This window comes from Streptomyces sp. NPDC050546, assembly GCF_044457425.1.
In the GTDB taxonomy this organism is placed as follows: Bacteria; Actinomycetota; Actinomycetes; order Streptomycetales; family Streptomycetaceae; genus Streptomyces.
This window is the reverse complement of the sequence record NZ_JBITGX010000002.1, coordinates 549,275-572,279: the sequence shown is the minus strand read 5'-3', so window position 1 is coordinate 572,279 and position 23,005 is coordinate 549,275. Positions and strand designations below refer to the sequence as shown.

The 23,005-nt window shown below is 71.8% G+C and carries 20 protein-coding genes; 7 read left to right on the top strand and 13 right to left on the bottom strand.

The window, feature by feature from the left end:
• Window positions 1–11: 11 nt before the first annotated feature.
• A complete protein-coding gene (locus ACIBK5_RS07270; RefSeq protein ID WP_399017071.1) occupies window positions 12–1,865 on the bottom strand; it encodes a family 20 glycosylhydrolase in 1,854 nt (617 codons plus the stop codon).
• A gap of 226 nt (window positions 1,866–2,091) precedes the next feature.
• Here ACIBK5_RS07270 and ACIBK5_RS07265 point away from each other — a divergent pair, with 226 nt between their 5' ends.
• Entirely contained in the window at window positions 2,092–3,435 is a 1,344-nt protein-coding gene (locus ACIBK5_RS07265; protein ID WP_399017311.1) for an amidase, read from the top strand.
• Between the two features lie 208 nt (window positions 3,436–3,643).
• Window positions 3,644–4,066, top strand: coding sequence for a VOC family protein (locus ACIBK5_RS07260; protein ID WP_399017069.1), 423 nt, complete (start codon window positions 3,644–3,646; stop codon window positions 4,064–4,066).
• Between the two features lie 15 nt (window positions 4,067–4,081).
• Here the strand turns inward: ACIBK5_RS07260 and ACIBK5_RS07255 are convergent, their stop codons facing one another.
• Window positions 4,082–4,564 (bottom strand): GNAT family N-acetyltransferase, encoded by a 483-nt coding sequence (locus ACIBK5_RS07255; protein ID WP_399017067.1) that lies wholly within the window; start codon window positions 4,562–4,564, stop codon window positions 4,082–4,084.
• Window positions 4,565–4,621: 57 nt separating this feature from the next.
• Window positions 4,622–4,795: a hypothetical protein gene (locus ACIBK5_RS07250; protein WP_184587767.1), complete on the bottom strand. Its 174-nt coding sequence runs from the start codon at window positions 4,793–4,795 to the stop codon at window positions 4,622–4,624.
• 453 nt (window positions 4,796–5,248) lie between these two features.
• Here ACIBK5_RS07250 and ACIBK5_RS07245 point away from each other — a divergent pair, with 453 nt between their 5' ends.
• Window positions 5,249–5,698 (top strand): hypothetical protein, encoded by a 450-nt coding sequence (locus ACIBK5_RS07245; RefSeq protein WP_399017065.1) that lies wholly within the window; start codon window positions 5,249–5,251, stop codon window positions 5,696–5,698.
• A 25-nt stretch (window positions 5,699–5,723) separates the two neighbouring features.
• On the top strand, window positions 5,724–6,560 hold the full coding sequence (locus ACIBK5_RS07240; protein ID WP_399017064.1) for an SDR family oxidoreductase: 837 nt from the start codon (window positions 5,724–5,726) through the stop codon (window positions 6,558–6,560).
• On the opposite strand, the gene ACIBK5_RS07235 is transcribed toward ACIBK5_RS07240, so the two are convergent.
• From ACIBK5_RS07235 to ACIBK5_RS07210, 6 genes are all read right to left on the bottom strand, one after another.
• Window positions 6,539–8,041 (bottom strand): SDR family NAD(P)-dependent oxidoreductase, encoded by a 1,503-nt coding sequence (locus ACIBK5_RS07235; protein WP_399017062.1) that lies wholly within the window; start codon window positions 8,039–8,041, stop codon window positions 6,539–6,541. The two genes, ACIBK5_RS07240 and ACIBK5_RS07235, sit on opposite strands and share 22 nt — an antisense overlap.
• Before the next feature lie 106 nt (window positions 8,042–8,147).
• Entirely contained in the window at window positions 8,148–9,491 is a 1,344-nt protein-coding gene (locus ACIBK5_RS07230) for a wax ester/triacylglycerol synthase family O-acyltransferase (RefSeq protein WP_399017061.1), read from the bottom strand.
• A gap of 145 nt (window positions 9,492–9,636) precedes the next feature.
• Window positions 9,637–12,255 (bottom strand): PA14 domain-containing protein, encoded by a 2,619-nt coding sequence (locus ACIBK5_RS07225; RefSeq protein ID WP_399017059.1) that lies wholly within the window; start codon window positions 12,253–12,255, stop codon window positions 9,637–9,639.
• Window positions 12,256–12,357: 102 nt separating this feature from the next.
• Complete coding sequence (gene glgC / locus ACIBK5_RS07220; RefSeq protein ID WP_399017057.1) at window positions 12,358–13,578, bottom strand: glucose-1-phosphate adenylyltransferase; 1,221 nt, start codon at window positions 13,576–13,578, stop codon at window positions 12,358–12,360.
• 51 nt (window positions 13,579–13,629) lie between these two features.
• The gene (glgA, locus tag ACIBK5_RS07215; RefSeq protein WP_399017056.1) at window positions 13,630–14,781 is read right to left on the bottom strand and encodes a glycogen synthase; all 1,152 of its coding nucleotides are present in this window, start codon (window positions 14,779–14,781) and stop codon (window positions 13,630–13,632) included.
• A 39-nt stretch (window positions 14,782–14,820) separates the two neighbouring features.
• Window positions 14,821–15,579 (bottom strand): (2Fe-2S)-binding protein, encoded by a 759-nt coding sequence (locus tag ACIBK5_RS07210; RefSeq protein ID WP_399017054.1) that lies wholly within the window; start codon window positions 15,577–15,579, stop codon window positions 14,821–14,823.
• A 210-nt stretch (window positions 15,580–15,789) separates the two neighbouring features.
• On the opposite strand from ACIBK5_RS07210, the gene ACIBK5_RS07205 reads away from it, so the two are divergent.
• Entirely contained in the window at window positions 15,790–17,190 is a 1,401-nt protein-coding gene (locus ACIBK5_RS07205) for a DMT family transporter (protein ID WP_399017053.1), read from the top strand.
• Here the strand turns inward: ACIBK5_RS07205 and ACIBK5_RS07200 are convergent.
• Window positions 17,180–18,397 carry a transglycosylase family protein gene (locus ACIBK5_RS07200; RefSeq protein ID WP_399017051.1) on the bottom strand — a complete coding sequence of 406 codons (1,218 nt, stop codon included), beginning with the start codon at window positions 18,395–18,397 and terminating at the stop codon, window positions 17,180–17,182. The genes ACIBK5_RS07205 and ACIBK5_RS07200 overlap by 11 nt on opposite strands.
• A 347-nt stretch (window positions 18,398–18,744) precedes the next feature.
• On the opposite strand from ACIBK5_RS07200, the gene gndA reads away from it, so the two are divergent.
• Window positions 18,745–20,184, top strand: coding sequence for an NADP-dependent phosphogluconate dehydrogenase (gndA, locus tag ACIBK5_RS07195; RefSeq protein WP_399017049.1), 1,440 nt, complete (start codon window positions 18,745–18,747; stop codon window positions 20,182–20,184).
• 471 nt (window positions 20,185–20,655) lie between these two features.
• Here gndA and ACIBK5_RS07190 read toward each other — a convergent pair whose 3' ends face one another.
• The 3 genes from ACIBK5_RS07190 to ACIBK5_RS07180 form a co-directional block, all read right to left on the bottom strand.
• The gene (locus ACIBK5_RS07190; RefSeq protein WP_399017047.1) at window positions 20,656–21,000 is read right to left on the bottom strand and encodes a GNAT family N-acetyltransferase; all 345 of its coding nucleotides are present in this window, start codon (window positions 20,998–21,000) and stop codon (window positions 20,656–20,658) included.
• 31 nt (window positions 21,001–21,031) lie between these two features.
• A complete protein-coding gene (gene panD / locus ACIBK5_RS07185) occupies window positions 21,032–21,451 on the bottom strand; it encodes an aspartate 1-decarboxylase (RefSeq protein ID WP_399017045.1) in 420 nt (139 codons plus the stop codon).
• Between the two features lie 299 nt (window positions 21,452–21,750).
• Window positions 21,751–22,128 (bottom strand): MerR family transcriptional regulator, encoded by a 378-nt coding sequence (locus ACIBK5_RS07180; RefSeq protein ID WP_399017043.1) that lies wholly within the window; start codon window positions 22,126–22,128, stop codon window positions 21,751–21,753.
• A gap of 75 nt (window positions 22,129–22,203) precedes the next feature.
• On the opposite strand from ACIBK5_RS07180, the gene ACIBK5_RS07175 reads away from it, so the two are divergent.
• On the top strand, window positions 22,204–22,932 hold the full coding sequence (locus ACIBK5_RS07175; protein ID WP_399017042.1) for an SDR family oxidoreductase: 729 nt from the start codon (window positions 22,204–22,206) through the stop codon (window positions 22,930–22,932).
• Window positions 22,933–23,005 lie beyond the last annotated feature (73 nt).

Here is a 23,005-nt window from a genome sequence, read left to right as displayed (position 1 = left end):
GCGACGACTCCTCAGGTCAGATGCCAGACGGCGGGGGTGCGCTGGTCGGGCGGGTACTGCGCGATCCGGCCGTCGTCCGTCACGCTCACCGTCATCCGGGTGATGGCGTTGACGAGCCGGTGGCCGCCTTCGCCGGACGGCTCCAGCGCCCAGCGCTGGAGGGTGGAGGCGGGGTCGCAGGTCCCCGGCGTCACCTCGACGCCCGGCTGGAGGGGCACGTTGAGCGTGAGCTTCCCGCCCCGCACCTCCAGGCAGCCGTCCTGGGTCCGCAGGGTGACGTAGCCGTCGGCCGTGCGCCGGACGGCGGCGGTGAACGAACTGCCGGATGCCCGGAACGTGTACGTCCCGTCCGCGACCGGCACCCGGGTCAGGTCACGGAAGCCGGGTGCGTGGCCCACGGCCGTACCGCGCGCGGTGAACCCGTCGTACGTGGCGTCGGGACGCGGTTCGCCCCAGGTGGCCTGGGCGATGTGCCGCAGTGCGGGCCACAGGGCGACGGCCACCTCGTTCTCGGTCTCCCCGCGGCCGTTGTCGGGCCAGAGGCTGATCTTCGCGCCGGTGATGCCTGCGCTGGAGGTGAGTTTCTCGCCCTCGAAGCTGCGCGGGTCCCAGCTCTGGTCGTACAGCGCCTCGGTGTCGGAGTGGAAGCCGCCGCGGACGAGGTAGAGCGCGTACGCCGCGTTCATCAGGGGGTAGCCGTCGGCGATGAGCCGGCTGGGCTTGACCGCCACGTTCAGCCAGTGCTCGACCGTCGTACCGGCCGCGACCGGCACGGTGTTGGCGCCGGTGAGCCCGTCGTTCCAGATGCGCAGCCGCTTGCCCCTGGCGGCCGCGTAGGCGTGGACGCGGTTGACGAAGTCGACGAACGCGTCCTGGGGTGTGGCGTTCGGGCCGTATCTCTCCCGCGCGTACGCGAGGACCTGCGGGTACTTGGCGAAGTCGGAGCCGAGCATGTACTCGTCGGCGCCCATGTGCCAGTCCCGCCCGGGGAAGACCTGGGCGTACTCGTCCATGAGGCTCTTGTAGTAGGCGAAGGCCTCGGGCCGGGTGATGTCCAGCCGGGACGGCTGCCTGGCGCCGTCCGTGTCGGTGAGCTGGAGATCGGGGCGGTCCTCGATCCACGGGTCCATGTGGCCCGGTGAGTTGATCTCGGGAATGATCTCGACGTGGTACTTCTCGCCGAGCGCGACCAGCCGACGGATCTCGTCCTTGGTGTAGTAGCCCCAGGTGTTGGCCTCGGGGTGGGTGTCGCTCTTCACCTTCAGCTCGAGGAGCAGCTGGTTGAGCTTGTGGTACGCCATCTCGCGCACCAGGTTCTCCAGCCAGGGCAGCGAGACATGGACGTAGCAGGCGCAGACGCCGACGCCCCGTTCCTTGTAGCGCGGCACGTCGACGGTGCGCCCGGCGGGGACCCGGTCGCCCTGGGCGAGGAGCTGGAGGAGGGTCCGGGTGCCGTAGAAGGCGCCGGTCTCGGTCGCGCCGGTCACCGACAGCCGTCGGCTCGCGTGGAGTTCGTATCCTTCCGGGCCCAGCGAGGATCTGCCGGGCCGGATGTCGATGACGATGTCACCGGCCCGGGCTCCGCCCCCGACGACGGGGACCGTGCCGTGACCGGCCGCCCGGAGGTCGGCGGCGAGGGTGCCGGCGACCCGGCGCTCGGCCCCGGTGCCGGCCACCAGCCGGGTGCCCCGGCCGTAGGCGTAACTCCCGGCTTCCGGGGACCAGTCGGTGAGTGCGGGCACGGTGACCGGTGTCCGCGCCTCCTCGCGCGCGACCGCGGGCGTCCCCGGTGCCGCCGTGACGAGCAGCGCCAGTGCCGCCAGGACTCCGGGCCACCACGTTCGCCGTCTTCTGCGCTCAGTCATACGGCTCCCCATTCATCGGACGTCTGATCATTGAGCTGGCGTCGACGGCTGTCAATGGGGCGTGCAGGCGTGAAAGTTGAGCCATTGATCGGATGTCAAGGGGCGCATGAGGCGTACCGAAGAGCGCTATCCGGCCGGTGACCTCGACGTGCGCCCCCTGCCGGTGCACAGTTCTCCCTACGTACTCGCCAGTAAGCCCGTCCCTCTCCCCTCCGAGGAGTTCTCTGTGACCAGTTGGGCCGGCCGCACCGCCGCCGAGACAGCCGCCGCCGTCCGCGAGAAGCGGGTCACTCCTCGCGAGGTGGTCGCCGAGCACCTCGACCGGATCGGGCGGCTCGACGGCCGGGTCGGGGCCTTCCGCACGGTGCGCGCCGAGGCGGCGCTGGCCGAGGCCGAGGAGGTGGCCGCGCGCGGCGACTTCGCGGAGCTGCCCCTGGCCGGGGTGCCCGTGGCGGTCAAGGACAACCTCACGGTGCGCGGCGAGTCCCGGCGCGTCGGCTCGGCCGCCACCCCCGGCACACCGGCGGCCGAGGACCATGTGACGGTGGCCCGGCTTCGGGCGGCGGGCGCGGTGGTGGTGGGACTGACGAACGTCCCGGAACTGTGTGTCTTCGGCACGACGGACGGCGTGCTGGGCATCTCCCGCAACCCGTGGGACCCGACGCGTTCGGCGGGCGGTTCGTCGGGTGGCAGTGCCGCCGCGGTCGCCGCAGGGATGGTGCCGATCGCCCTCGGCAACGACGGCATGGGCTCACTGCGCATACCGGCCGCCAACTGCGGCCTCGTCACCATCAAGCCGGGCCACGGGGTGGTCCCGACCGGCGTCGGGGACAGCGACTGGTTCGGCATGTCGGAGAACGGGCCGCTCGCCACGACGGTCGAGGACGCCCGTCTGATGCTCTCGGTCCTCGCGGGCACCGAGCCCGGGCCCCGGTCCGAGCCGGGCGGCCTCCGGGTCGCCGTGTCGCTGCGCAGCCCCCTGGCCGGGGTCACGATCAGCCGGCCGTACACGACCGCCGCCCGGGAGGCCTCCGAGGTGCTGATGAAGGCCGGCCATCAGGTCCGGCGCGCCGACCCGCCCTACCCGATGTCGCTCCCCCTGACCTCGCTGATCCACTGGACGGCGGGCACGGCCGCGGACGCCCGGCACCTCGACCGACGTCTGCTCACGCGCCGTACCCGGATCCACTCCGCGCTCGGCCGGCCCTTCGTGGGCACGGCGCGCGCCGGGACGAGCCGGGAACAACTGCGCCGGCGGCTGGAGCCCTTCTTCGCCGAGTACGACGTGCTGCTCACCCCCGCGCTCGCCCGCCGCTCCCCGAAGGCCGCGCCCTGGCACGAGCGGGGCTGGCTGCGCAATGTGCTGGCGAACACGAACTACTCGCCGCTGACGCCCGCGTGGAACCTGACCGGCTGGCCCGCCATGTCCGTCCCCTGCGGAACCCTCCCCTCCGGCGCTCCCTGCGCCGTGCAGCTGGTGGGACGCCCCGGCACGGAGTCCCGACTCCTGTCCCTGGCCGGGCAGTTGGAGGAAAGAATGCCATGGCAGCGCACGGCGCCGGTGAGCTAGAGTCGGCCGGGTGACTGCCGGGTCGGCCGTAGGCCATGCACGAGTGAGGCGCCCGGCCTCGACGTGAGCGCGGCGGGGGTGACCCCGCCCGGGCCCGTCCGAGAGCCGGAGAGGGCACGAGCCCCGCCTCTCGTCTCCGTTTCCCCGTCCCCCGCGCCGCTGCGGCGCGCTTCACCACGGATACCGGAACCCGGAGACGAACCCACTCATGTCCCACGCTCAGCACACGCCGCCCGCGCTGCCGACCACCGTCGCCCACCTCAACCACACCGCCGTGTTCGCCTCGGACCGCCAGTTGTCGGCGGAGTTCCTGGCGGCCGTCCTCGGTCTGGAGGTCGGGGCCCCCTTCGGACCGTTCCTGCCCCTCGACCTGGGCAACGGCGTGACCCTCGACTACTACGAGAAGCGCGACGAGCCGATCCAGGCCCAGCACTACGCGTTCCTCGTGCCCGAGGAGCGGTTCGACGCCATGATCGACCGCCTGGAGGCGCTCGGAGTCACCTACTACGCCGACCCCAGCCACACCGAACCCGGCCGCGTCAACGACCTCTTCGGCGGACGCGGCGCCTACTTCGACGACCCGGACGGGCACAACATGGAGATCATGACCCGGCCGTACGTCCGCCCCTGAGCGGGACCCGCAGCTCTACAGCGCCCGGTACATGATGTGCAGCCCCACCCGGCCGTCCCGGGGATGGTCGAAGGCCTCCGGCACCGTCCCGAGGATCGTGAAGCCGAGGGAGGTCCACAGCTTCACGGCCGGGTTGGTCTCGACGACGGCGTTGAACACCATGCCCCGGTAGCCGGCGGCCCTGGCTTCGGTCAGGAGGTGTTCGGCGAGGGCGCGTCCGTAGCCGCGGCCGCCCTGGCCGGGGTCGACCATGAAGCCCGCGTTGGCGATACGGGCGGCGGGGCCACCGTAGTTGGGGGTGAGATAGGCGGAGGCGACGACAGTGCCGCTGTCGTCCTCGACGGCATAGACCTGTTTCGCCGGATTCATCCACAGGACCCGGGCCTCCTCCTCGGAGGTACCCGGGTCCCATGCGTAGGTCTCGCCCGCGGCGACGATGTGGTGCCAGAACGGCCAGATACGCGGCCAGTCGTCAGCCGTTGCTTCCCTGATCAGCATGGGCGTGAGTCTGGCACGCCCATGCGCTCGGCGAACGTGGAGGGGGTGCGCCCGCGGTCAGTCGACGCTGGGCAGGATGTGGGGCTCCGCGAGGTCCTCCTCGTAGCCCGCGAGGCGGATCGGGGCCGACCTGGCCCACACGTCAAGGCTCCCGAGCTCGTCGGCCCGCCGGCCGGCGCGCTCGCTGCGTTCCTTGGGGCGCTGATCTCGATTCGTCTTCTCCGGTGTCACCGCGCACTCCTTATGTGTCGGTCACCCTCGGGACGCACGCGCTGGTCCTGCTGCGCCTGACGCCCCTATGGGTCTGATGTCAAAAGCAGTTCGGACGCGGTGGCGCCGGTCGACTCACGGGAGAGGCCGTGGTGAACCGGCTTGTCCCATGACGGACCGTGGGTGTGGGTAGGACCCCGTACTGCTGTCCGTCCGGACCAGATTAACCAAATGAGCGGGACCCCGCTCGATGGGGCTGAAAACGACCGGTAACAATCGCGCGTCATCTGGTGTTCAACTCGGGTTTAGACAACGATTTGTTCACTCACGGGCGTTTTGAGTACCACCCGAACGGCGTACAAGGGCGTAGGCGCTTTCGACGCGGTTGCGCAGTTCAAGTGCCGTTGGCTGAGTCGAAAGCTCGCCATGATCTGCTGCCGCACGGCAACGGCTGTCTCGCAGGAGGACTGACGCATGGAGCTGCGCAGCGTCGAGGAGCTGATGGATCTGCTGTACACCTGCCGGGGCACCAGGGACGCCCCGGACCGCGACCGCCCGCCGGTCGACCTCCACGACCACGCGCTGCGGACCGCCGCGCTGCTGCGCCGCGGCCGCCCGGCGGACAAGGAGCTCCAAGTGGCGGGCCTGGTGCAGCCCGTCGGCGGGCTGCTGTGGCCCGGCGACCCGGCCGCGCGCGCCGATCACGCGGCCCACGCGGTGCGCGCCCTGCTGGGCGAGCGGGTCTCCCGCCTCGTCCGCCGGTGCCCTCGCCGGGACGCCGCCGCCGACGACGACCTCCTCACCCTGCGCCAGGCGACGGAGGAGGGCCGCACGGCCGGCTTCGACGCCGGGGTCCTGGAGGACTGGCGCACGGTGCTGGACCTCTTGGCGGCGCGCAACTCCCGTCTCGGGGCTGTCGACTGACGGAGTGTCATGAGACGGTACGTCGATGGGGTCCTCGTCGTACGGGCTGGAGGGCAGAGCCGCCGTGGTCACGGGGGCGACGCGCGGAATCGGGCTGGCCGTCGCCCGGCACCTGGTGGACGCCGGAGCATCGGTGTGCGTGACCGCGCGGGACGCCGACGAGGTACGGCGCACCGCTGAGGACCTGGGCGGGGTCGGACTCGCGGGCAGTGTCGCCGACCCCGGCCACCCCCGGCGCCTGACCGAGCTGGCCCTGCGCGAGTTCGGCCGCCTCGACATCCTGGTCAACAACGCGGCGACCAACCAGCCCTACGGGCCGCTCATGGACGCCGCCCCCGAGGCCTGGAGCGAGGCCTTCACCGTCAACGTCGAGGCACCGCTACGGCTCGTGCAGTGCGCGTGGCGGTCCTGGATGTCGGAACACGGCGGCTCGGTGGTCAACGTGTGCACGGAGGGTGCCGGACACGTCGGCCCGAACGTGGGCGCGTACGGCACGAGCAAGGCCGCCCTGCTGCATCTCACCCGGCAACTGGCGGGCGAACTGGGCCCCCGGGTCCGGGTGAACTCCGTCTCCCCCGGCCTGGTTCGCACCGAGATGGCCCGGTTCGTATGGGAACCGGGCGAGGAACAGGTGGCCGCCGGGTTGCCTCTCGGCCGGATCGGGGAGCCGGAGGACGTCGCGAGGGCAGTCGTGTGGCTGGCCTCGGACGCGGCGGAGTGGGTGACCGGCGCGGATCTGCTGGTGGACGGCGGCACCCGAGCAAGGGCAGCGCGCACCCCGGCCTTTCAGGGGCGCGGGGAACTGCGCGACGAGCCACACTCAGCCCGCGGACACATCCCCTACCACTTCCCAGGCGCGTAATCCTTCAAGAACACCCCGTACAGATCCTCCCCCGCCTCACCCCGCACGATCGGGTCATAGACCCGAGCCGCACCGTCGACCAGATCCAGGGGCGCGTGGAACCCCTCCTCAGCGAGCCGCAGCTTGTCGTAGTGCGGCCGCTCGTCCGTGATCCACCCCGTGTCGACCGAGGTCATCAGAATCCCGTCGGCCTGGAACATCTCCTGCGCACTGGTCCGCGTCACCATGTTCATCGCGGCCTTCGCGGCGTTCGTGTTCGGATGCCCCGCCCCCTTGTACCCGCGGCCGAAGACCCCCTCCATCGCCGAGACGTTCACGACGTACGCCCGCCCGCTCGCCGCCTTCTTCGCGGCCTCGGCCATCGCGGGACGCAAGGCGCTGATCAGGATGAACGGCGCCGTGTAGTTGCACAGCTGGGTCTCCAGCAGTTCCACCGGGGAGATCTGCTCGATGGTCTGCACCCAGGTGTTGGAGTCGACCACGTCGGGCACGAGCCCGCCCGCGTCGATCGCGGTGCCGTCGAGGTGCCGTTCGACGCTGGCGTTGCCCGCGACCAGGGCGAGGTCGGCGACCTTCTGCGCGTCGAGACCGCTGGTGCCCAGCGGCAGCGCGGCCAGGCCGTCGACCGCGCCGGAGTTGAAGGCGCCGATGACGTGGTGGGCGGGGAGCTCCCCGGCGGGCAGCGGGGCGCTCTCGCCGTCGACCAGCGCGGCGTAGGCGGAGGGCAGCCGGCGTACGGTCTGCGTCGCGTTGTTGACGAGGATGTCGAGTGGGCCGGCGTCGGCGATCTGGTCGGCGAGGGCCACGGCCTGCGCCGGGTCGCGCAGGTCGATGCCGACGACCTCCAGGCGGTGCATCCAGTCCGCCGAGTCGTCCATCGCCTTGAAGCGGCGGATGGCGTCCTTCGGGAAGCGCGTGGTGATCGTCGTGTGCGCGCCGTCGCGCAGCAGCCTCAGCGCGATGTACATACCGATCTTGGCGCGGCCGCCGGTGAGCAGGGCGCGCTTGCCGGTGAGGTCGGCGCGGACATCGCGCTTCTCGCGGTTCACACGGGCGCAGTCGGGACAGAGCTGGTGGTAGAAGTAGTCGACTTCCACGTACCGGGCCTTGCAGGTGTAGCAGGAGCGCGGGCGCTGGAGTATCCCCGCGATCCTGCCCGCCTCGGTGGCCGACGACGGCAGGATGCCCTCGGTCTCGTCGTCGATGCGCTGGGCGGAGCCGGTCGCCGTGGCCTCCGTGACCGCCTTGTCGTGGGCGGTCTTGGCGGCCCGGCGCTCCTGGCGGCGGCGCTGCTTGACCGTGCGGTAGACGCCCGCGGTGGCCCGGCGCACGGCGATGGCGTCCGGGTGGTCGACCTCCAGCTTGTCGAGTTCCTCGAGCACGCTGAGGCAGACGGCCAGACGCTCCGGGTCGATGCCGGGTCCGTACGAGAGCCCGCTCGCCTCGTCCATGGCCTGCGGGCCGTCCTCTGTCACCGTCATCGCCGCTGTCGTTTCCCTGCTCTGCCGTCGCGGCGCGCCCATCGCGCCCGCATTCGAAGGGCGAATTTTACGGAGCGCCGGGCCGGAGCGCCAAACCCGCTCCTGATCACGACTCGCAGGCCGTGATCAGTGTCTGCACCTCCTCGGTGAGGGCGGTCGCGAATCGGTCGAGGTCGGGGACGGCCTCGGCGTCGGCGACGAGGCCGTAGTGGACGCTGCCCCGGTACGTCGAGACCGCCACCGCCAGGGAGTGGCCGGGGGGCAGCGGGGCGAGGGGGAACACAGCGGTGAGCGGGTGGCCGCCGAGTCTCAGGCCGAGGCTGGGCAGGGGCACGCTGGTCACCAGGATGTCGAACCAGAGCCGGGCCGCCTGGCCGACCAGGGGGCCGCCGAGCCGGTGGGCGAGGGCGGGGACGTGGTCGGCGAGCAGGGCGACGGCGCCCGCGCCCCGGTTGGGGCCGGCGTCCTTGTTGCGGTCCATGGCGGTGCGGACCGAGGCAAGGCGTGCCAGCGGGTCCTCGTCGTCCACCGGAAGCCGTATCAGATAACCGGAGAGCCGGTTGCCCTGTGGGTAGGCGGTGCGCGGGCGGCGCTTGGAGACGGGGATCAGGGCGCGGGGCGCGACGCCCTCGCTGCCGTCGCCGCGCTCGTCGAGCCAGCGGCGCAGGGCCCCCGCGACGACGGCGATCAGCACGTCGTTGACGGTGCCGCCGACGGTCTTGCGGACGCGGTGCACGTCGTCCAGGTCGAGCACCACTCCGGCCGTGCGGCGGGTACCGCTCGGCTCACAGGTGAGCGCGGGGGTGGAGCGCACATCGAGGGAGGAGCGGGCGACGGAGGCGCCGATGTCCAGGGCCCGGCCCACGTCGGACAGGGCGCCGCGCAGCATCCCGGGCAGGTCGCGCACCTCCGGCAGCAGGCCGCGCGGAGGCTCGACGGTGCGCGGCCGGGGCGCCGGCAGGTCCATCGGGTCCATGACGCCCGCGGCGAGGGTCAGTGCCCGCAGCCCGTCGGCGAGGGCGTGGTGGAACTTGAACAGCACCGCGAAGGAGCCGCCGTCCTCACCCGGCAGCACATGGGCCTCCCAGGGCGGCCGGCCTCGCTCCAGCGGACGGCCCATGAGCCGGCTCGCCGCCGCGTGGAAGTCCGCGGTCGGGGCGTGCAGCCGCACATGGTGCTGGGAGTCGAAGTCCGGGTCCGGTTCCCGGGCCGCGCCGCCGAAGGCGAGGGGCCGGCGCAGCGCCGAGGGCAGCGGCTGCCACACGTCGCGGATGCGCATGCGCAGTCCGGGGACGCCGGCGGCGCGGGCCGCGAGCAGGTCCGCGGCGTGAGCGCCCGCGGCCGGCGAGTGGGCCGGGAAGATCCCGAGCGCCCCGAGGTGCATCGGGTGCTCGGCGGACTCGAGGTTCCAGAACGCCAGGTCGAGAGGAGCGAGCAGGTCAGCAGTCAAGGGCTTGCCTCGCGTCGACGACGGGGTGGGTCAGCAGTCAACCGCCCCCAGCCGATTACGGTCAAGTACGATCAGGCTACGTACAGTTAACAGCAGATTAAGTCCCGCCCGGGCGAGAGGGGCGGGACTTATGGTGCATGTGGTGTCAGTCCAGCACAGGTTGCGCCGCCGGGCACCCCGTGGGAGTCACCCGGGAGGCGTCACGGATCAACGCCTGGTGCGCGGCCTTCAGTCGTGCCGTGTCCGGTTTCAGCACCGCCCGGTCGTACGTCAGGAAGCCGTTCAGCTCACCCTCGACGTCCGCGATCTGGGTGTACACGGCACCGTTGCTGCCCCGGCAGACCAGGGCCCGGACCTCGTCGAGCTTGGCCAGATAGTCCTCGGTGTAGGTGGCCGGGTCGACGTCGACGTACGACTGCTGCACCGACCAGGCGTGGCCGGGCACCGCGAGGCCCAGGCCGCCGTACTCGCCGCTGACCAGGGCACGCTCACCGTCCGGGCGCGGTGGCAGCGCCGGGCTCGGATAACCGTGCTCGTCCATGAGGTCGCCGGTGCCGCCGTCGGCGCCCAGGTTCAGCCCGGACTGGCCGTTGACCAGCCGGGTGGGGTCCCACGCCTTGGCCTGCTCGGCGACCCGGCCCACGTCGTACTGGCCCCAGCCCTCGTTGAAGGTCACCCACATGACGACCGACGGGCTGCTGATGTGCTCGTCGATCATCTCCTTCATCTCGCGCTCGTACCGCGCGCGGGAGGAAGCGCTCGGGTTCACCCCGGCCGTCATCGCGGGCATGTCCTGCCACACCAGCAGCCCGAGCCGGTCGGCCCAGTAGAACCAGCGGTCCGGCTCGACCTTGATGTGCTTGCGGACCGAGTTGAAGCCGAGCCGCTTGTGCGCCTTGAGGTCGTAGGCGAGGGCCTCGTCGGTGGGCGCGGTGTGCAGGCCGTCCGGCCAGAAGCCCTGGTCGAGGGTGGCCATCATGAAGACCGGCTCACCGTTGAGGACCGTGCGCGGGACGCCGTTCACCTTCTCCACGGCGATGGAGCGCATCCCGAAGTAGCTGCCGACCCGGTCGGCGCCGACCTTCACCTTGAGCTTGTAGAGGAAGGGGTCGTCGGGGGACCACAGGTGCGGGTCGCGCACGGTCAGGGTCAGCGGGCTGCCGGTGCGGCCGCTGACCTCGGCCACCTCGCGCTTCCCGTCGTACGCCGTCGCCGTGATCGGTACGCCGTCCCGGACGCCCCGGGCCTCCACGGTCAGCTTCTCGCCGGCCACGTCCGGGGTGAGCTTGAGGGAGTCCGCGTGGTCTCGGGCCACCGGCTCCATCCAGACCGTCTGCCAGATGCCGGAGGACGGGGTGTACCAGATGCCGCTCGGGTCCAGGCGCTGCTTGCCGAGCGGCGGGTTCTCGCCGGATGCCGCGTCGGTCGGGTCGTAGACGCCGACGATGAGCTCCTGGACGCGGCCGGGCTTCAGCGCGTCGGTGATGTCGGCGCTGAACTTGTCGTAGCCGCCTTCGTGCTCGGCCACCTTGGCGCCGTTGACGTAGACCTCCGAGCGCCAGTCGACGCCGCCGAAGTTGAGCTTGAGCCGCTTGCCGGAGCCGATGTCCCAGTCGCGCGGGACCGTGAAGGTGCGGCGGTACCACATGCGGTCCTCGTGCCGCTCGATGCCGGAGAGCTGGGACTCCACCGGGTAGGGGACCAGGATGCGTTCCCTCAGGTTCTTGCCGACGGGCGGCTGCTCGCCGGGCTCGGCGGCGGCGAACTGCCAGCGGCCGTTGAGGCCCTGCCAGGCGTCCCGGGTGAGCTGCGGGCGCGGGTACTCGGGGTGGGCGTTGCCCGGCCCGACCTCGTCCGCCCAGCGGGTGCTCAGCTGGTGCGTCGAGCGGTTGGGCCCGCTGCTCAAGAACTCCTTGACAACGTTGCCGTCGGTGTCGGAGAGGCCGCCCTGACCGTCGTAGCGGATGTCGGCGGTGCCGCGGGCCGTGCCGGTCCTGTTGCCGACGACCGGCTCGTCGAGGGCGACCAGGAGGGACGTGGGGTCGGACGGGTCCGGTCGCGCCGCGCCCAGGGGCCACTCGGCGCCGCCGATCACCGCCTTGAGGTGGTCCGTGAAGCCCGCCGGGGGCGTGGCCAGGGGCTGGGCGAAGTCGAGCTTGAGCGTGCGGCCGGTGGACTGGACGGTGGCCGCGAGGGCTCCGTCGTAGTCGAAGCCGTCGGGGAGGCGGAACGCCGACTGCGGGACCGGCTCCTTGCCGGCGCCCGGCCGGGTCCAGCGGAGGTGGAGGTTGGAGCCGCCGTAGTGCTCGAAGTACTCGACCTTGATGTCGTAGGCCTTGCCCGCGGTCAGGTCGACGGGCTGGGCCGTCTGCTCGCGGTCCCAGTCGTCCACCCAGTGGTCGATGAGGGGCTTTCCGTCGATCCAGAGGCGGAAGCCGTTGTCGCCGATGACCGAGAACGTGTGGGGGCCGGTCTCCTCCGGGACGATCTTTCCGGTCCAGCGGACACTGACGTCGTCCGAGCGGCCGGTGGTGAAGTTCAGTCGCGGCTCCAGGTTGTCGAAGTCGAGGTCCTGGTCGAAGGCCGTCGCCTTGAGGGTGTGGAAGTCGAAGGTGCCGGGGGCGGAGTGGGTGTAGTACTCGCCCTTGAGGCCGTGGATCTCGGCGGGGTCGTCCGCCAGGGCGGGGGCCGCGGTCAGGCCGGTGAGGGCGAGGAGCGCGGCGAGCAGTAACGCGAGCCGGTTTCTGAGGTGTCTCGTATGCACGGAACCTCCGTTTACATCGTTGTCATGTACGGGCGGTGGCATGACAACACGGATTCCGTTCTTCGTCCAGAGGCAGGACAAAGTCCCTCGAGCCGCCCCGCGTCAGGTGACCAACTGGTCCTTTCCCAGGGCGATGACGCCGCCCTTGGACACCGTGTACAGCTCGGCGTCCCGCTCCGGGTTGACGCCGATCGTCGCGCCCGGCGGCACCTCGACGTTCTTGTCGAGGACGGCGCCCCGCACCACCGCGCCCCTGCCGATGTGCACGTTGTCGTGCAGCACGGAGCCCTGCACCACCGCGCCCGGGTCCACCACGACACCCGGCGACAGCACGGACCGCGTGACCTGGCCGCGCACGAGGCAGCCCGCGCTGATGATGGACTCGCTGGCGATGCCGCCGGCGTTGAAGCGGGCCGGCGAGAGCTGGTACGAGTGCGTGTAGATGGGCCAGTCGCGGTTGTACAGGTTGAAGGCGGGGCGCTCGGCGATCAGGTCCATGTGGGCCTCGTAGTAGGCGTCCAGCGTGCCGACGTCCCGCCAGTAGCCCTGGTCGCGGGTGGTCTCGCCGGGCACGTGGTTGGCGCTGAAGTCGTAGAGCGCCGCCTCGCCCCGGTCGGTGAGCTGGGGCAGGATCGAGCCGCCCATGTCGTGCACGGAGGACTCGTCCTCCGCGTCCCGCCGGAGCGCCTCGATGAGGGACTTGGTGGTGAAGATGTAGTTGCCCATGGAGGCGAAGACCATGTCGGGGTCGTCCGGCAGGCCGGGCGGATCCGTCGGCTTCTCCAGGAAGCGCTCCACCGTCTGGCCGTCCGAGCCCGGCGTGATCACGCCGAACGACGAGGACTCGGTGCGCGGCACCCGGATCCCGGCCACCGTCACTCCCGCGCCGCTGTCGATGTGCTGGGCGAGCATCTGGCGGGGGTCCATACGGTAGACGTGGTCGGCGCCGAAGACGGCGACGTACTCGGGCTGCTCGTCGTAGACGAGGTTCAGCGACTGCAGGATCGCGTCGGCGCTGCCCAGGTACCAGCGCGGGCCGAGGCGCTGCTGGGCGGGCACGGGGGTGACGTAGTTGCCGAGCAGGTTGGACATCCGCCAGGTCGTGGTGATGTGCCGGTCCAGCGAGTGCGACTTGTACTGCGTCAGGACGCAGATGCGCAGGATGTCGCCGTTGACGAGGTTGGACAGCACGAAGTCGACCAGGCGGTAGGTGCCGCCGAAGGTGACCGCGGGTTTGGCGCGGTCCGCCGTCAGGGGCATCAGGCGTTTGCCCTCGCCGCCGGCCAGCACGATTCCCAGGACCGAAGGACCACCACGACGCATGGCCGCTCCCCTCACGCCGATTTCCCGATGCCTGCCCCTGTGCGGGACGCGCTATGCCTGTTTCAGGATCTCCTCGTAGAGCCGGACCGTGCGGCGGGCCACCGCGTCCCAGCCGAACTCGCCGACCGCCCGCTCCCGCCCGGCCTCGCCCATCCGCCGGGCGGTCTCCCGGTCGCCCAGGACGGTGTCCATGGCCCGGGCGAGACCCGCCTCGAAGTCGTCACCGGCCGGGACGAGCAGGCCGGTGACGCCGTCGTCCACGACCTCGGGGATGCCGCCGACCGCCGAGGCCACCACGGGCGTGCCGCAGGCCATCGCCTCCAGGTTCACGATGCCGAGCGGCTCGTACACCGAGGGGCAGACGAACAGGGCGGCGTGCGTGAGGAGCTGGATCACCTCCGGGCGCGGCAGCATCCGCGGAATCCAGAACACGCCGTCGCGGACCCGGCTCAGCTCCCCGAACAGCTCGCGGAATTCCTGGTCGATCTCCGGCGTGTCCGGTGCTCCCGCGCACAGCACGACCTGCGCGGCCGGGTCGATGTCCCGCACCGCGCGCAGCAGGTGGGGCACGCCCTTCTGCCGGGTGATACGGCCGACGAACAGCACATACGGACGGGAGCGGTCGAGTCCGATCCGGTCCAGGGCGTCCGTGCCGTGGTCGGGCCGGTAGAGGGCGGTGTCGATGCCGTTGTGCACGACGTGGACCCGCTCCGGTTCCAGTGCGGGGTAGCAGCCGAGGATGTCCTCGCGCATGGCCCCGGACACGGCGATCACCGCGTCCGCGGCCTCGATCGCGGTGCGTTCGGCCCAGCTGGACAGCTCGTAGCCGCCGCCGAGCTGCTCGGCCTTCCAGGGGCGCAGCGGCTCCAGGGAGTGGGCGGTCATCACGTGCGGGATGCCGTACAGCAGCTTGGCGAGGTGGCCGCCGAGGTTGGCGTACCAGGTGTGGGAGTGGACCAGCTCGCGGCCCTCCAGGGCGGCGGCCATGGCGAGGTCCACGGAGAAGGTGCGCAGCGCGTCGTTGGCGCCGTCGAGCGTGGACCAGGGCCGGTGGCGCCGCACGCCGTCGGCGCGGCCCTCGCCCCAGCAGTGCACGTCCAGGTCGACCAGGGCTCTGAGCTCCCGGGCGAGGAACTCCACATGGACGCCCGCACCGCCGTACACGTCCGGCGGGTACTCCCGGGTCAGCAGTCCCACTCGCACCCGCAACTCCCTGCTCTCAGCGGCCGTTCCCTTTCATGGTCACCCAGATGTGGCGTGTGGGGAAGAGCGGGGCGGCGTCGTGAAGCAACAGTCGCCGCAGAGGCCCCCGCCGGGCACCCGGTAGTACAGACAGCAGCTGCGGCGCCGGAAGGCGGTGCCGGTGAGGGTCCCGGTGCCGGCGAGCAGGGGATGCGCGAGGAGTTCGGCGGCCAGGGAGCGGGCCCGGGCGGCGGTGTCCGCGCGGTCGTGCCGCCGGGCCCAGCGGTCGAGTTCGCGGGCGGCGCCCGCCAGCGCGGAGGCGGAGTTCCCGCGCAGCAGGCCCGGGGCGAGGCGGTGGTGGGCGCGCAGGGCCGCGGCCAGGGGTTCGAGGTGGCCGTCGAGGACGGTGTCCGCGAGCGTCGCCGCGTCCGCCCCGGGGCGCGGCCGTACGTCCGTCAGCCACAGGTCGTCGGGGGCGCTGCCGTCGGGGTCCCAGCGCAGCAGCCGGGCGTCGAGGTCGGGGACACCGCCGTAGAGGACGGCGCAGCCGAGCGCGACGGACCACAGGCGGGCCGCGAGGCCGAGATGGGCCACGGACGCGGCGATGCGCGACTCCGGGGCGTGCAGGGCGTCAGCCACCTTGCGGACGCGAAAAATCAGGGGATTTCCGCACACGTCCGGTGACGTTTCGCGGTAGGCCTGTGCGAGAGTGGGAAGAGGCCTGGCCGCCGCTCCCTCCGTGCGCAGCACGAAGAAGCCGCCGAGCGGGCGGAGTGCGGCGAGGTCGGGGTCGAGGTCCACGAAGACCAGTAGTACCAAGGCCCCTAGGGGACGCGACCCGGTGGCCCCCGACTGTGGTCGCCCACCCTGGGGATGACGGTGCTCCCCTCGTACTCCATCGGCAGTAGGACCCAATGAGTGCTCAGGGACGACGACGGGAAGACCTGGACACGGCAGGGTGTTGGTCATGAAAGCCGACCTTTCGCCGCGCCGGGCTGAATGCCCCCGCCTGACGCAGAGGAGCAGCCGATGAGCGCCCTCGCGTTGTCCGTCCTGCTCTCCCTCGTGTCCGCCGTCGCGTACGCGGGCGGGGCGATCGTGCAGGAGCGGGTGGCGGAGTCCTCGCCGGGCGAGGAGTACGCGCCGCTGCGCCGGCCGGGCTGGTGGGCGGCGGTCGGGCTCAACGGTCTCGGTGGACTGCTGCACGTGGTGGCGCTGGCGTACGGTCCGCTGAGCCTGGTGCAGCCGCTGGGCGCGCTGACCATCGTGGTGGCCCTGCCGATGGCGGCGCTGTTCGTCGGCCGCAAGGCGGGGGCCACGGCCTGGCGGGGCGCGATCATGGCGACGGTGGGGCTCGCCGGTCTGCTGTCCCTGGTCGCCGCGTCCGACGCGCGGTCGCTGGACACGGCCCAGCGGGTGGCCGTGGCCGTCGTGACCGCGGCTGCGGTGGTGGCGCTGATGATCGCCGCCCGGGCCGCGCACCGGCACCCGGCGGTCCGCAGCATGCTGCTGGCGACGGCCTCCGGTATCGCGTTCGGCATGTCCTCGGTGTTCACCAAGACCGTCGCGGTCGACTGGACCGGCGGCGTGTCCGCGGCCGACGTGCCCTCGCTGGCCGTGATCGGCGTCCTCGCCACGGCCGGCATGCTGCTGTCGCAGGCCGCGTACCGGGGCGCCGGGCTCACGGCCCCGCTGGCCACGCTGACGGTCGTGAACCCGGTGGTGGCGGCCGCGGTCGGCATCACGATGTTCGGAGAAACCTTCCGCTACGGCACGACGGGCACGGCGCTCGCCCTGAGCTGCGGCGTGGTGGCGGCGGGCGGCCTGATCCTCCTGACGACGGAACGGCTCGCACAGGGCCAGCCGGAGAGCCCGGGGACGGGCCTGGAGGTCGCCGGCACGGGCCTGGTCCCCGTCGACACGGGCCTCGGGGCGTCCGGAACGGTTCCGGAGCCCACCGGCTCCGGACGAGGCCGGCCCGAGCCGGTGCGTGCCGGGTCCGCGGGCACGGGCGATGCGGCCGGGACGGTGCGCAGCCTGCTCGGAAGCAGGGACTCGCTGCCCGAGACGGTGAGGGCGTCGCCCGTCGAAGTGGGCAGCCTGGCCGAAGCGGTGAACGGTTCGGAGGAGCCCCTGGGTGCACTGACCGCGACCGTGGGGGCACCACCCGTGGCCGTGGGGGCGCTGCCGCAGGCGCGTGCAGGGGCAGGGGACCGTGGCACGGCCGGGCGCGGCCGGTCCGGGGACGAAGCCGTGCCCCTGACCGCCGAGGAGCCCGAGGCCGCGCCGGACATGCCGTACGAGAGCGGGGAACCGCCGGTGGCCTCGGGCCCCGGCGAACGCCGCCCGCTCTCCTACGTGCCCTTCTACGGCATCCCGTACGTCCCGCTGCCCACGGTCGACCGGCACCGCACGCGCGTCAGATCGTGACGCCGCCGGCCCTGAGATAGGCCACCGGGTCGACGTCCGTACCGAAACCGGGCCCCGTCCGCACTTCGAAGTGCAGATGCGGGCCCGAGCTGTTGCCGGTGGAGCCGGAGCGGCCGATGCGCTGGCCGGCGGTCACCGTCTGCCCGTCCCGCACCGAGATCGCCGACAGGTGGGCGTACTGGCTGTAGCGGCCGTCGCCGTGCCGGACCACGACCTGGTAGCCGAACGAGCCGCCCCAGCCCGCGCTGACGACGCTGCCCGCCGCGACCGACCTGATGGACGTGCCCGTGGGCACGGGGAAGTCGACGCCGGTGTGGTAGCCCTTCGACCAGGACGAGCCCGCCTTGCGGTAGGGCGTTCCCAGGGAGCCGCTGACGGGAGCGACGAGGCCCTGCCGGGCAGACGTGGACCTTCCGGCGCGCTCTTTGCTCCGCTCCTCGGTGCGGTCCTTGGCGCGTTCCTTCGCGCGGTCCGGCTTCTTGGGCGACGGCTTGGCCGACGGGGCCGGCTTGTGCGCGGGACGCGTCTTCGTGGCGCCCTCGCCGCTCAGCGCGAGCCGCTGACCGGGCAAGATCACGTCGGGGTCGGCTCCTATGGCCGAGCGGTTCGCGGCATAGAGACCCCGCCAGCCGCCCCTGACCTCCTGGTCGGACGCGATTTCGGAGAGGGTGTCGCCGCGGACCACCGTGTACATCTCGGCGCTGCCCGCCCGGGACTGCGGCGTGGACTGCGGCCGCACGTCCTCGATGGAGGTCTTCGCCCTCTTCCTGTCCTTCTTCGCGTCCTTCTTCGTGCTCTCGGAGGCCGGCCGGATGTCGGGCTCGCCTCCGCCCCGGGTCAGTCCGGCCTTCACCGAGCAGACCGGCCAGGCGCCCGGGCCCTGCCCGTCGAGCACCTTCTCGGCGACGGCGATCTGCTGGTCCTTGGTGGCCAGGTCCGCGCGTGCCGCGTAGCCCCGGCCGCCGTACGCCTCCCAGGTGGACTGGGTGAACTGCAGACCGCCGTAGAACCCGTTGCCGGTGTTGATGCTCCAGTTGCTGGTGGACTCGCAGGCGGCGACCTTGTTCCAGGTGTCCACGTCCGCCGCCTGGGCGGCGCCGGTGCCCATGAACGGCAGTGCGATGCCCGCGCCACCCGCCGTGACGGTGAGTGAGGCGCGGTTGATCCTGTTCGGCTGATACCGGCGGTGCCGGCCGCGTACGGCCATCGATTGCCCCCTAGACATGCGTCAGGAGGGGCAAAAGTAAGCGCTGCGAACCGGCCAGAACAAGACGGCTATCAGCCGCCCGGGCGCCCAAATGGCCGGTATGAGGCCCCTGTTGCGCGACGTGCGCCACGGCGGTGCACCGTGTACGCCGCCCGGTGCGCGGGTGCGACGTGCGCGGGGACGCTTACATCGACTGAGCGCGACGGGGCTCTCGTGCGTATCACGCTGCGCGACGTCGTACGACCCGCGCGTGCGGCCGGAGTAGCGGCACGTCAGGATGGTCGACGGGGGCATGCTGGTGGACACCACCCGCAGCACCGATACCGAGGTCTTTAGGAGCCAACCGAATGAGCAGTACAGCGCAGATCGGCGTCACGGGTCTCGCGGTCATGGGCCGCAACCTCGCCCGTAACTTCGCCCGCAACGGCTACGCGGTGGCGGTGCACAACCGGACGCCCGCGCGCACCCGCGCCCTGGTGGAGGAGTTCGGCGGCGAGGGGGACTTCGTCGCGTGCGAGAGTGCGAAGGAGTTCGTCGCGGCGCTGGAGCGGCCGCGGCGGCTGGTCGTGATGGTGAAGGCCGGTGACCCGACGGACGCGGTGATCCAGGAGTTCGCCCCGCTGCTGGAGCCCGGCGACATGATCATCGACGGCGGCAACGCGCACTTCGCGGACACCCGGCGCCGGGAGCGCGAGCTGCGCGAGCAGGGCATCCACTTCGTCGGCATGGGTGTCTCCGGCGGCGAGGAGGGCGCGCTCAACGGGCCGAGCATCATGCCGGGCGGCCCGAGGGAGTCGTACGACTCGCTGGGCCCGATGCTCGAGAAGATCTCGGCGAAGGCGGCCGACGGTTCGCCGTGTGTCTCCCACGTCGGTCCGGACGGTGCCGGGCACTTCGTGAAGATGGTGCACAACGGCATCGAGTACGCGGACATGCAGCTCATCGGCGAGGCGTACCAGCTGCTGCGCGATGTCGCCGGTTACTCCCCCGCCCAGATCGCGGAGATCTTCCGCACCTGGAACCAGGGCCGCCTCGACTCCTACCTGATCGAGATCACGGCCGAGGTGCTGTCGCACGTCGACGCGGAGACGGGCAAGCCGTTCGTGGACGTGGTGGTGGACCAGGCCGAGCAGAAGGGCACCGGCCGCTGGACCGTCCAGATCGCCCTCGACCTGGGCGTTCCGGTGTCCGGTATCGCGGAGGCCGTCTTCGCCCGCTCCCTCTCCGGCCACGCGGCGCTGCGGGAGGCCTCGCGCGGGCTGGCCGGCCCGAAGGCCAAGGCGCTCAGCGAGTCCGAGGCCCAGGCCTTCGCCGACCGGGTGGAGCAGGCGCTGTACGCGTCGAAGATCGTGTCGTACACGCAGGGCTTCCACGAGATCGACGCGGCCCGCGACGAGTACGGCTGGGACATCGACCTCGGTGCGGTCTCCGCGCTGTGGCGTGGCGGCTGCATCATCCGCGCGGCCTTCCTGGACCGGATCCGCTCCGCCTACGACACCCGGCCCGACCTGCCGAGCCTGCTGTCGGACGCGACGTTCGCGCAGGAGATCGCGGACGCCCAGGACGACTGGCGCGAGGTGCTGATCGCCGCGACCCGCGAGGGCGTGCCGACCCCCGGCTTCGCCGCGGCCCTCGCCTACTACGACGCCCTGCGCGCGGAGCGGCTGCCGGCGGCGCTGACGCAGGGGCAGCGGGACTACTTCGGTGCGCACACCTACCGCAGGGTGGACCGGGACGGTTCGTTCCACACGCTGTGGGGCGGGGACCGGTCGGAGGTCTCCGCGTAGGCGCTCGCCGCTGAGGAACGGTGAGGGGCCGGTGGACGGCCGTATCGGCTGTCCACCGGCCCCTTCTCGTTGTCGTTCCGGTGTCGTTCAGGTCAGCGGCGGGCCCGGCTCGGGGTTGGGTACGGGTTCGGGGCCCGGGGGGATCGGCGACGGGTCGGGACCCGGCACGGGGTCCGGCCCCGGAGGCGGGGTCGGGGACGGGGGCGGCGGGGTCGGCTCCGGGCCAGGCGGTGGCTGTGGATCCGGCACCGGGTCGGGGCGCGGCTCCGGGTGCTGGGGATCCGGGCCCGGTGTCGGCCCCGGGTGCACGGGGTCGGGGTGCACGGGGTCGGGGTGCACGGGGTCGGGAAACGGATTCGTCATGAGGCCCTCCAGCCAGTCGATCGACTCCGGCTCTGGACTACTCCCCCGCCTACCCGGCACCTGCTTCGCCAGTCACTCCGGCGCGGGACGGGCAGGGGGCCAGGTGGGTCAGAAGCGGCCGGGGTGGGCGGACAGCCATTCCTTGGCCGCCGTCAGCAGGTCCGCATCGGCCGGGCGGGCCTCGTCGGGGTGGCGTTCGGCCCACCGGGTGACGTAGGGACACAGCGAGGCGACCGGGCTGTGCTCGCGTCCGGCGATGGCGTACACCTCACGTGCGAGCGACCCCGCGATGCCCTGGCCCTCGTGGGCCGGCTCGACGATCGTGTGCACGGGCACCAGCGCGCGCTCGGGGCTCTCGAGGACGAAGTACTCGATGCGGCCGACGACTTCACCACCGGTCAGCGCCTCCAGGCGGCCCGCCGCCCGGTCGTCGCGGATCTCCAGGTCCTTCATATGGACATGCTCCTGTCCCGTCTGCGTCCGGTCAGGCCCTGATGGCCTGCGGGCTGCGCTGCTGGTCCGAGCCCGGCACCGGCTCGGACGGGTCGGCGCCCAGGGCCGCGATCCGGTTGTCGCGGTCCACGTGCACGACCCTGGGGGTGAGTGCCCGCGCCTCGGCGTCCGTCACCTGTGCGTAGCTGATGATGATCACGAGATCACCGGGGTGCACGAGATGCGCGGCGGCCCCGTTGATCCCGACCACCCCGGATCCGCGCTCGCCCTCGATGACGTACGTCTCCAGCCGGGCGCCGTTGGTGATGTCCACGATGTGCACGAGCTCGCCGGGCAGCAGATCGGCGGCGTCGAGCAGATCGGCATCGATGGTCACCGATCCCACGTAGTGCAGGTCGGCCTGGGTGACGGTGGCTCGGTGGATCTTGGACTTGAACATGGTTCGGAACATCGATGTACTCCCGCAAGTAGGCTCCCTGCCTGCGTTCTTGCAGGTCAAGGGCTTATGACGTCGGGAAGGGTGCTCGAGGCGCCCTCGCGTCCCCGCGCTGCCCGTCATGGACGGCCTCGATCAGCGTAGCCAACGGGCTCTGAAGACTCTCGTGACGATCGCCACAGAGGCTTGGCCGGCTGACCATCGGGGCGTTCAAGAACCGTCGCCGAATCCGGCGGCGCGCGACATAGACGCTCATCGCCGGTCAGTGCTCCAGCCGTAGATCGCTGGTGCGACGGATGTCCGGCCGACCGCGCCTACGGGTGCGTGTCCGTGATCGCGATGACTTCGTCGAGGCGGTCCAGGGCGGCCTGCAGGTCGTCGACCTTGGCCTGGATGCGATCGCGCTCGGCGCGCAGCATGGCTCGTTGATCGGCGTCGGTGTGCCCGGAGTCCCAGCACGGAAGGAGTTCCGTGATCCTTCGGCTGGTCAGGCCGGCGGCGAACATCTCCTGGAAGAAGCGGACCAGGGTGATGGCGTCCTGCCGGTAGAGGCGCTGGCCGGATGGGCTGCGCTCCGCGATGAGCAGCCCCTGCTGCTCGTAGTAGCGCACGGCGCGTACCGAGACGCCGGCGCCCCGTGCCACCTCGCCGATGCGGATGGGCCGCTCGGCCGCGGCCTCTGTGACGGTCATGGTCATTCCTCTCACCCCGGCCCTGATGAGCAGCACTTGCCTCTGACGTCAACGTCAGGTTTTAGCGTACCGGGCATGGACATCAACAACTCAGTTGCCCTTGTCACCGGAGCCAACCGCGGCCTGGGCCGCGCCTTCGCCCAGCGCCTGCTCGAACGGGGCGCCCGCAAGGTCTACGCGACGGCTCGCCGGCCGGAGACCGTGGACCTGCCGGGGGTCGAGGTGCTGCCCCTCGACATCGCCGATCCCGCATCCGTGAGGGCCGCGGCGGAGGCCGCTCCGGACGTCTCGCTGCTCATCAACAACGCCGGGATCCAGACGGGGACCGACCTGGTGACCGGTTCGCTGAACGCGGTACGGCACGAGCTGGAGACCAACCTGTTCGGCCACTTGGGAATGATCCGGGAGTTCGCGCCGGCGCTCGGCAGGAACGGCGGGGGCGCGATCGTCAACATCCTCTCCGCCATGTCGTGGTTCGGGGGCAAGGGCGCCAATGCCTACCACCTGACCAAGGCCGCCGCCTGGGCCATGACCAACGGCGTCCGCCTGGAACTCGCCGAGCAGGGGACGCTCGTGACAGCGGTGCACCTCGGCCTGGCCGACACCGACATGGCTGCGGGCTGGCCCGTGGACAAGATCGCACCGTCGGACCTGGCCGACACGGCGCTCGACGGTGTCCAGGCGGGCTCCGCCGAGGTCCTCGCCGACCAGTGGAGTCGGGACGTCAAGTCCCGGCTGCCGCTGACGCCGGAGGAGTTCAACGCCGCGATGGACCGCGCCCTGGCGGCGCTGACGGCGGCCTGAGGACCCCCAGGGGCGTGCTGACTTCGGTCGGGTCGGTTGCTTCCGAGGTCGGTCAGGACTTCGGTGCGGCAGG

Coding starts and splice junctions, on each gene's coding strand:
- ACIBK5_RS07180 (WP_399017043.1), bottom strand. CDS start 22,128: ATGACCGTCACAGAGGCCGCGGCCGAGCGGCCCATCCGCATCGGCGAG.
- ACIBK5_RS07205 (WP_399017053.1), top strand. CDS start 15,790: ATGAGCGCCCTCGCGTTGTCCGTCCTGCTCTCCCTCGTGTCCGCCGTC.
- gndA (WP_399017049.1), top strand. CDS start 18,745: ATGAGCAGTACAGCGCAGATCGGCGTCACGGGTCTCGCGGTCATGGGC.
- ACIBK5_RS07245 (WP_399017065.1), top strand. CDS start 5,249: ATGGAGCTGCGCAGCGTCGAGGAGCTGATGGATCTGCTGTACACCTGC.
- glgC (WP_399017057.1), bottom strand. CDS start 13,578: ATGCGTCGTGGTGGTCCTTCGGTCCTGGGAATCGTGCTGGCCGGCGGC.
- ACIBK5_RS07240 (WP_399017064.1), top strand. CDS start 5,724: ATGGGGTCCTCGTCGTACGGGCTGGAGGGCAGAGCCGCCGTGGTCACG.
- ACIBK5_RS07175 (WP_399017042.1), top strand. CDS start 22,204: ATGGACATCAACAACTCAGTTGCCCTTGTCACCGGAGCCAACCGCGGC.
- ACIBK5_RS07190 (WP_399017047.1), bottom strand. CDS start 21,000: ATGAAGGACCTGGAGATCCGCGACGACCGGGCGGCGGGCCGCCTGGAG.
- ACIBK5_RS07200 (WP_399017051.1), bottom strand. CDS start 18,397: ATGGCCGTACGCGGCCGGCACCGCCGGTATCAGCCGAACAGGATCAAC.
- panD (WP_399017045.1), bottom strand. CDS start 21,451: ATGTTCCGAACCATGTTCAAGTCCAAGATCCACCGAGCCACCGTCACC.
- ACIBK5_RS07255 (WP_399017067.1), bottom strand. CDS start 4,564: ATGCTGATCAGGGAAGCAACGGCTGACGACTGGCCGCGTATCTGGCCG.
- ACIBK5_RS07270 (WP_399017071.1), bottom strand. CDS start 1,865: ATGACTGAGCGCAGAAGACGGCGAACGTGGTGGCCCGGAGTCCTGGCG.
- ACIBK5_RS07235 (WP_399017062.1), bottom strand. CDS start 8,041: ATGACGGTGACAGAGGACGGCCCGCAGGCCATGGACGAGGCGAGCGGG.
- ACIBK5_RS07260 (WP_399017069.1), top strand. CDS start 3,644: ATGTCCCACGCTCAGCACACGCCGCCCGCGCTGCCGACCACCGTCGCC.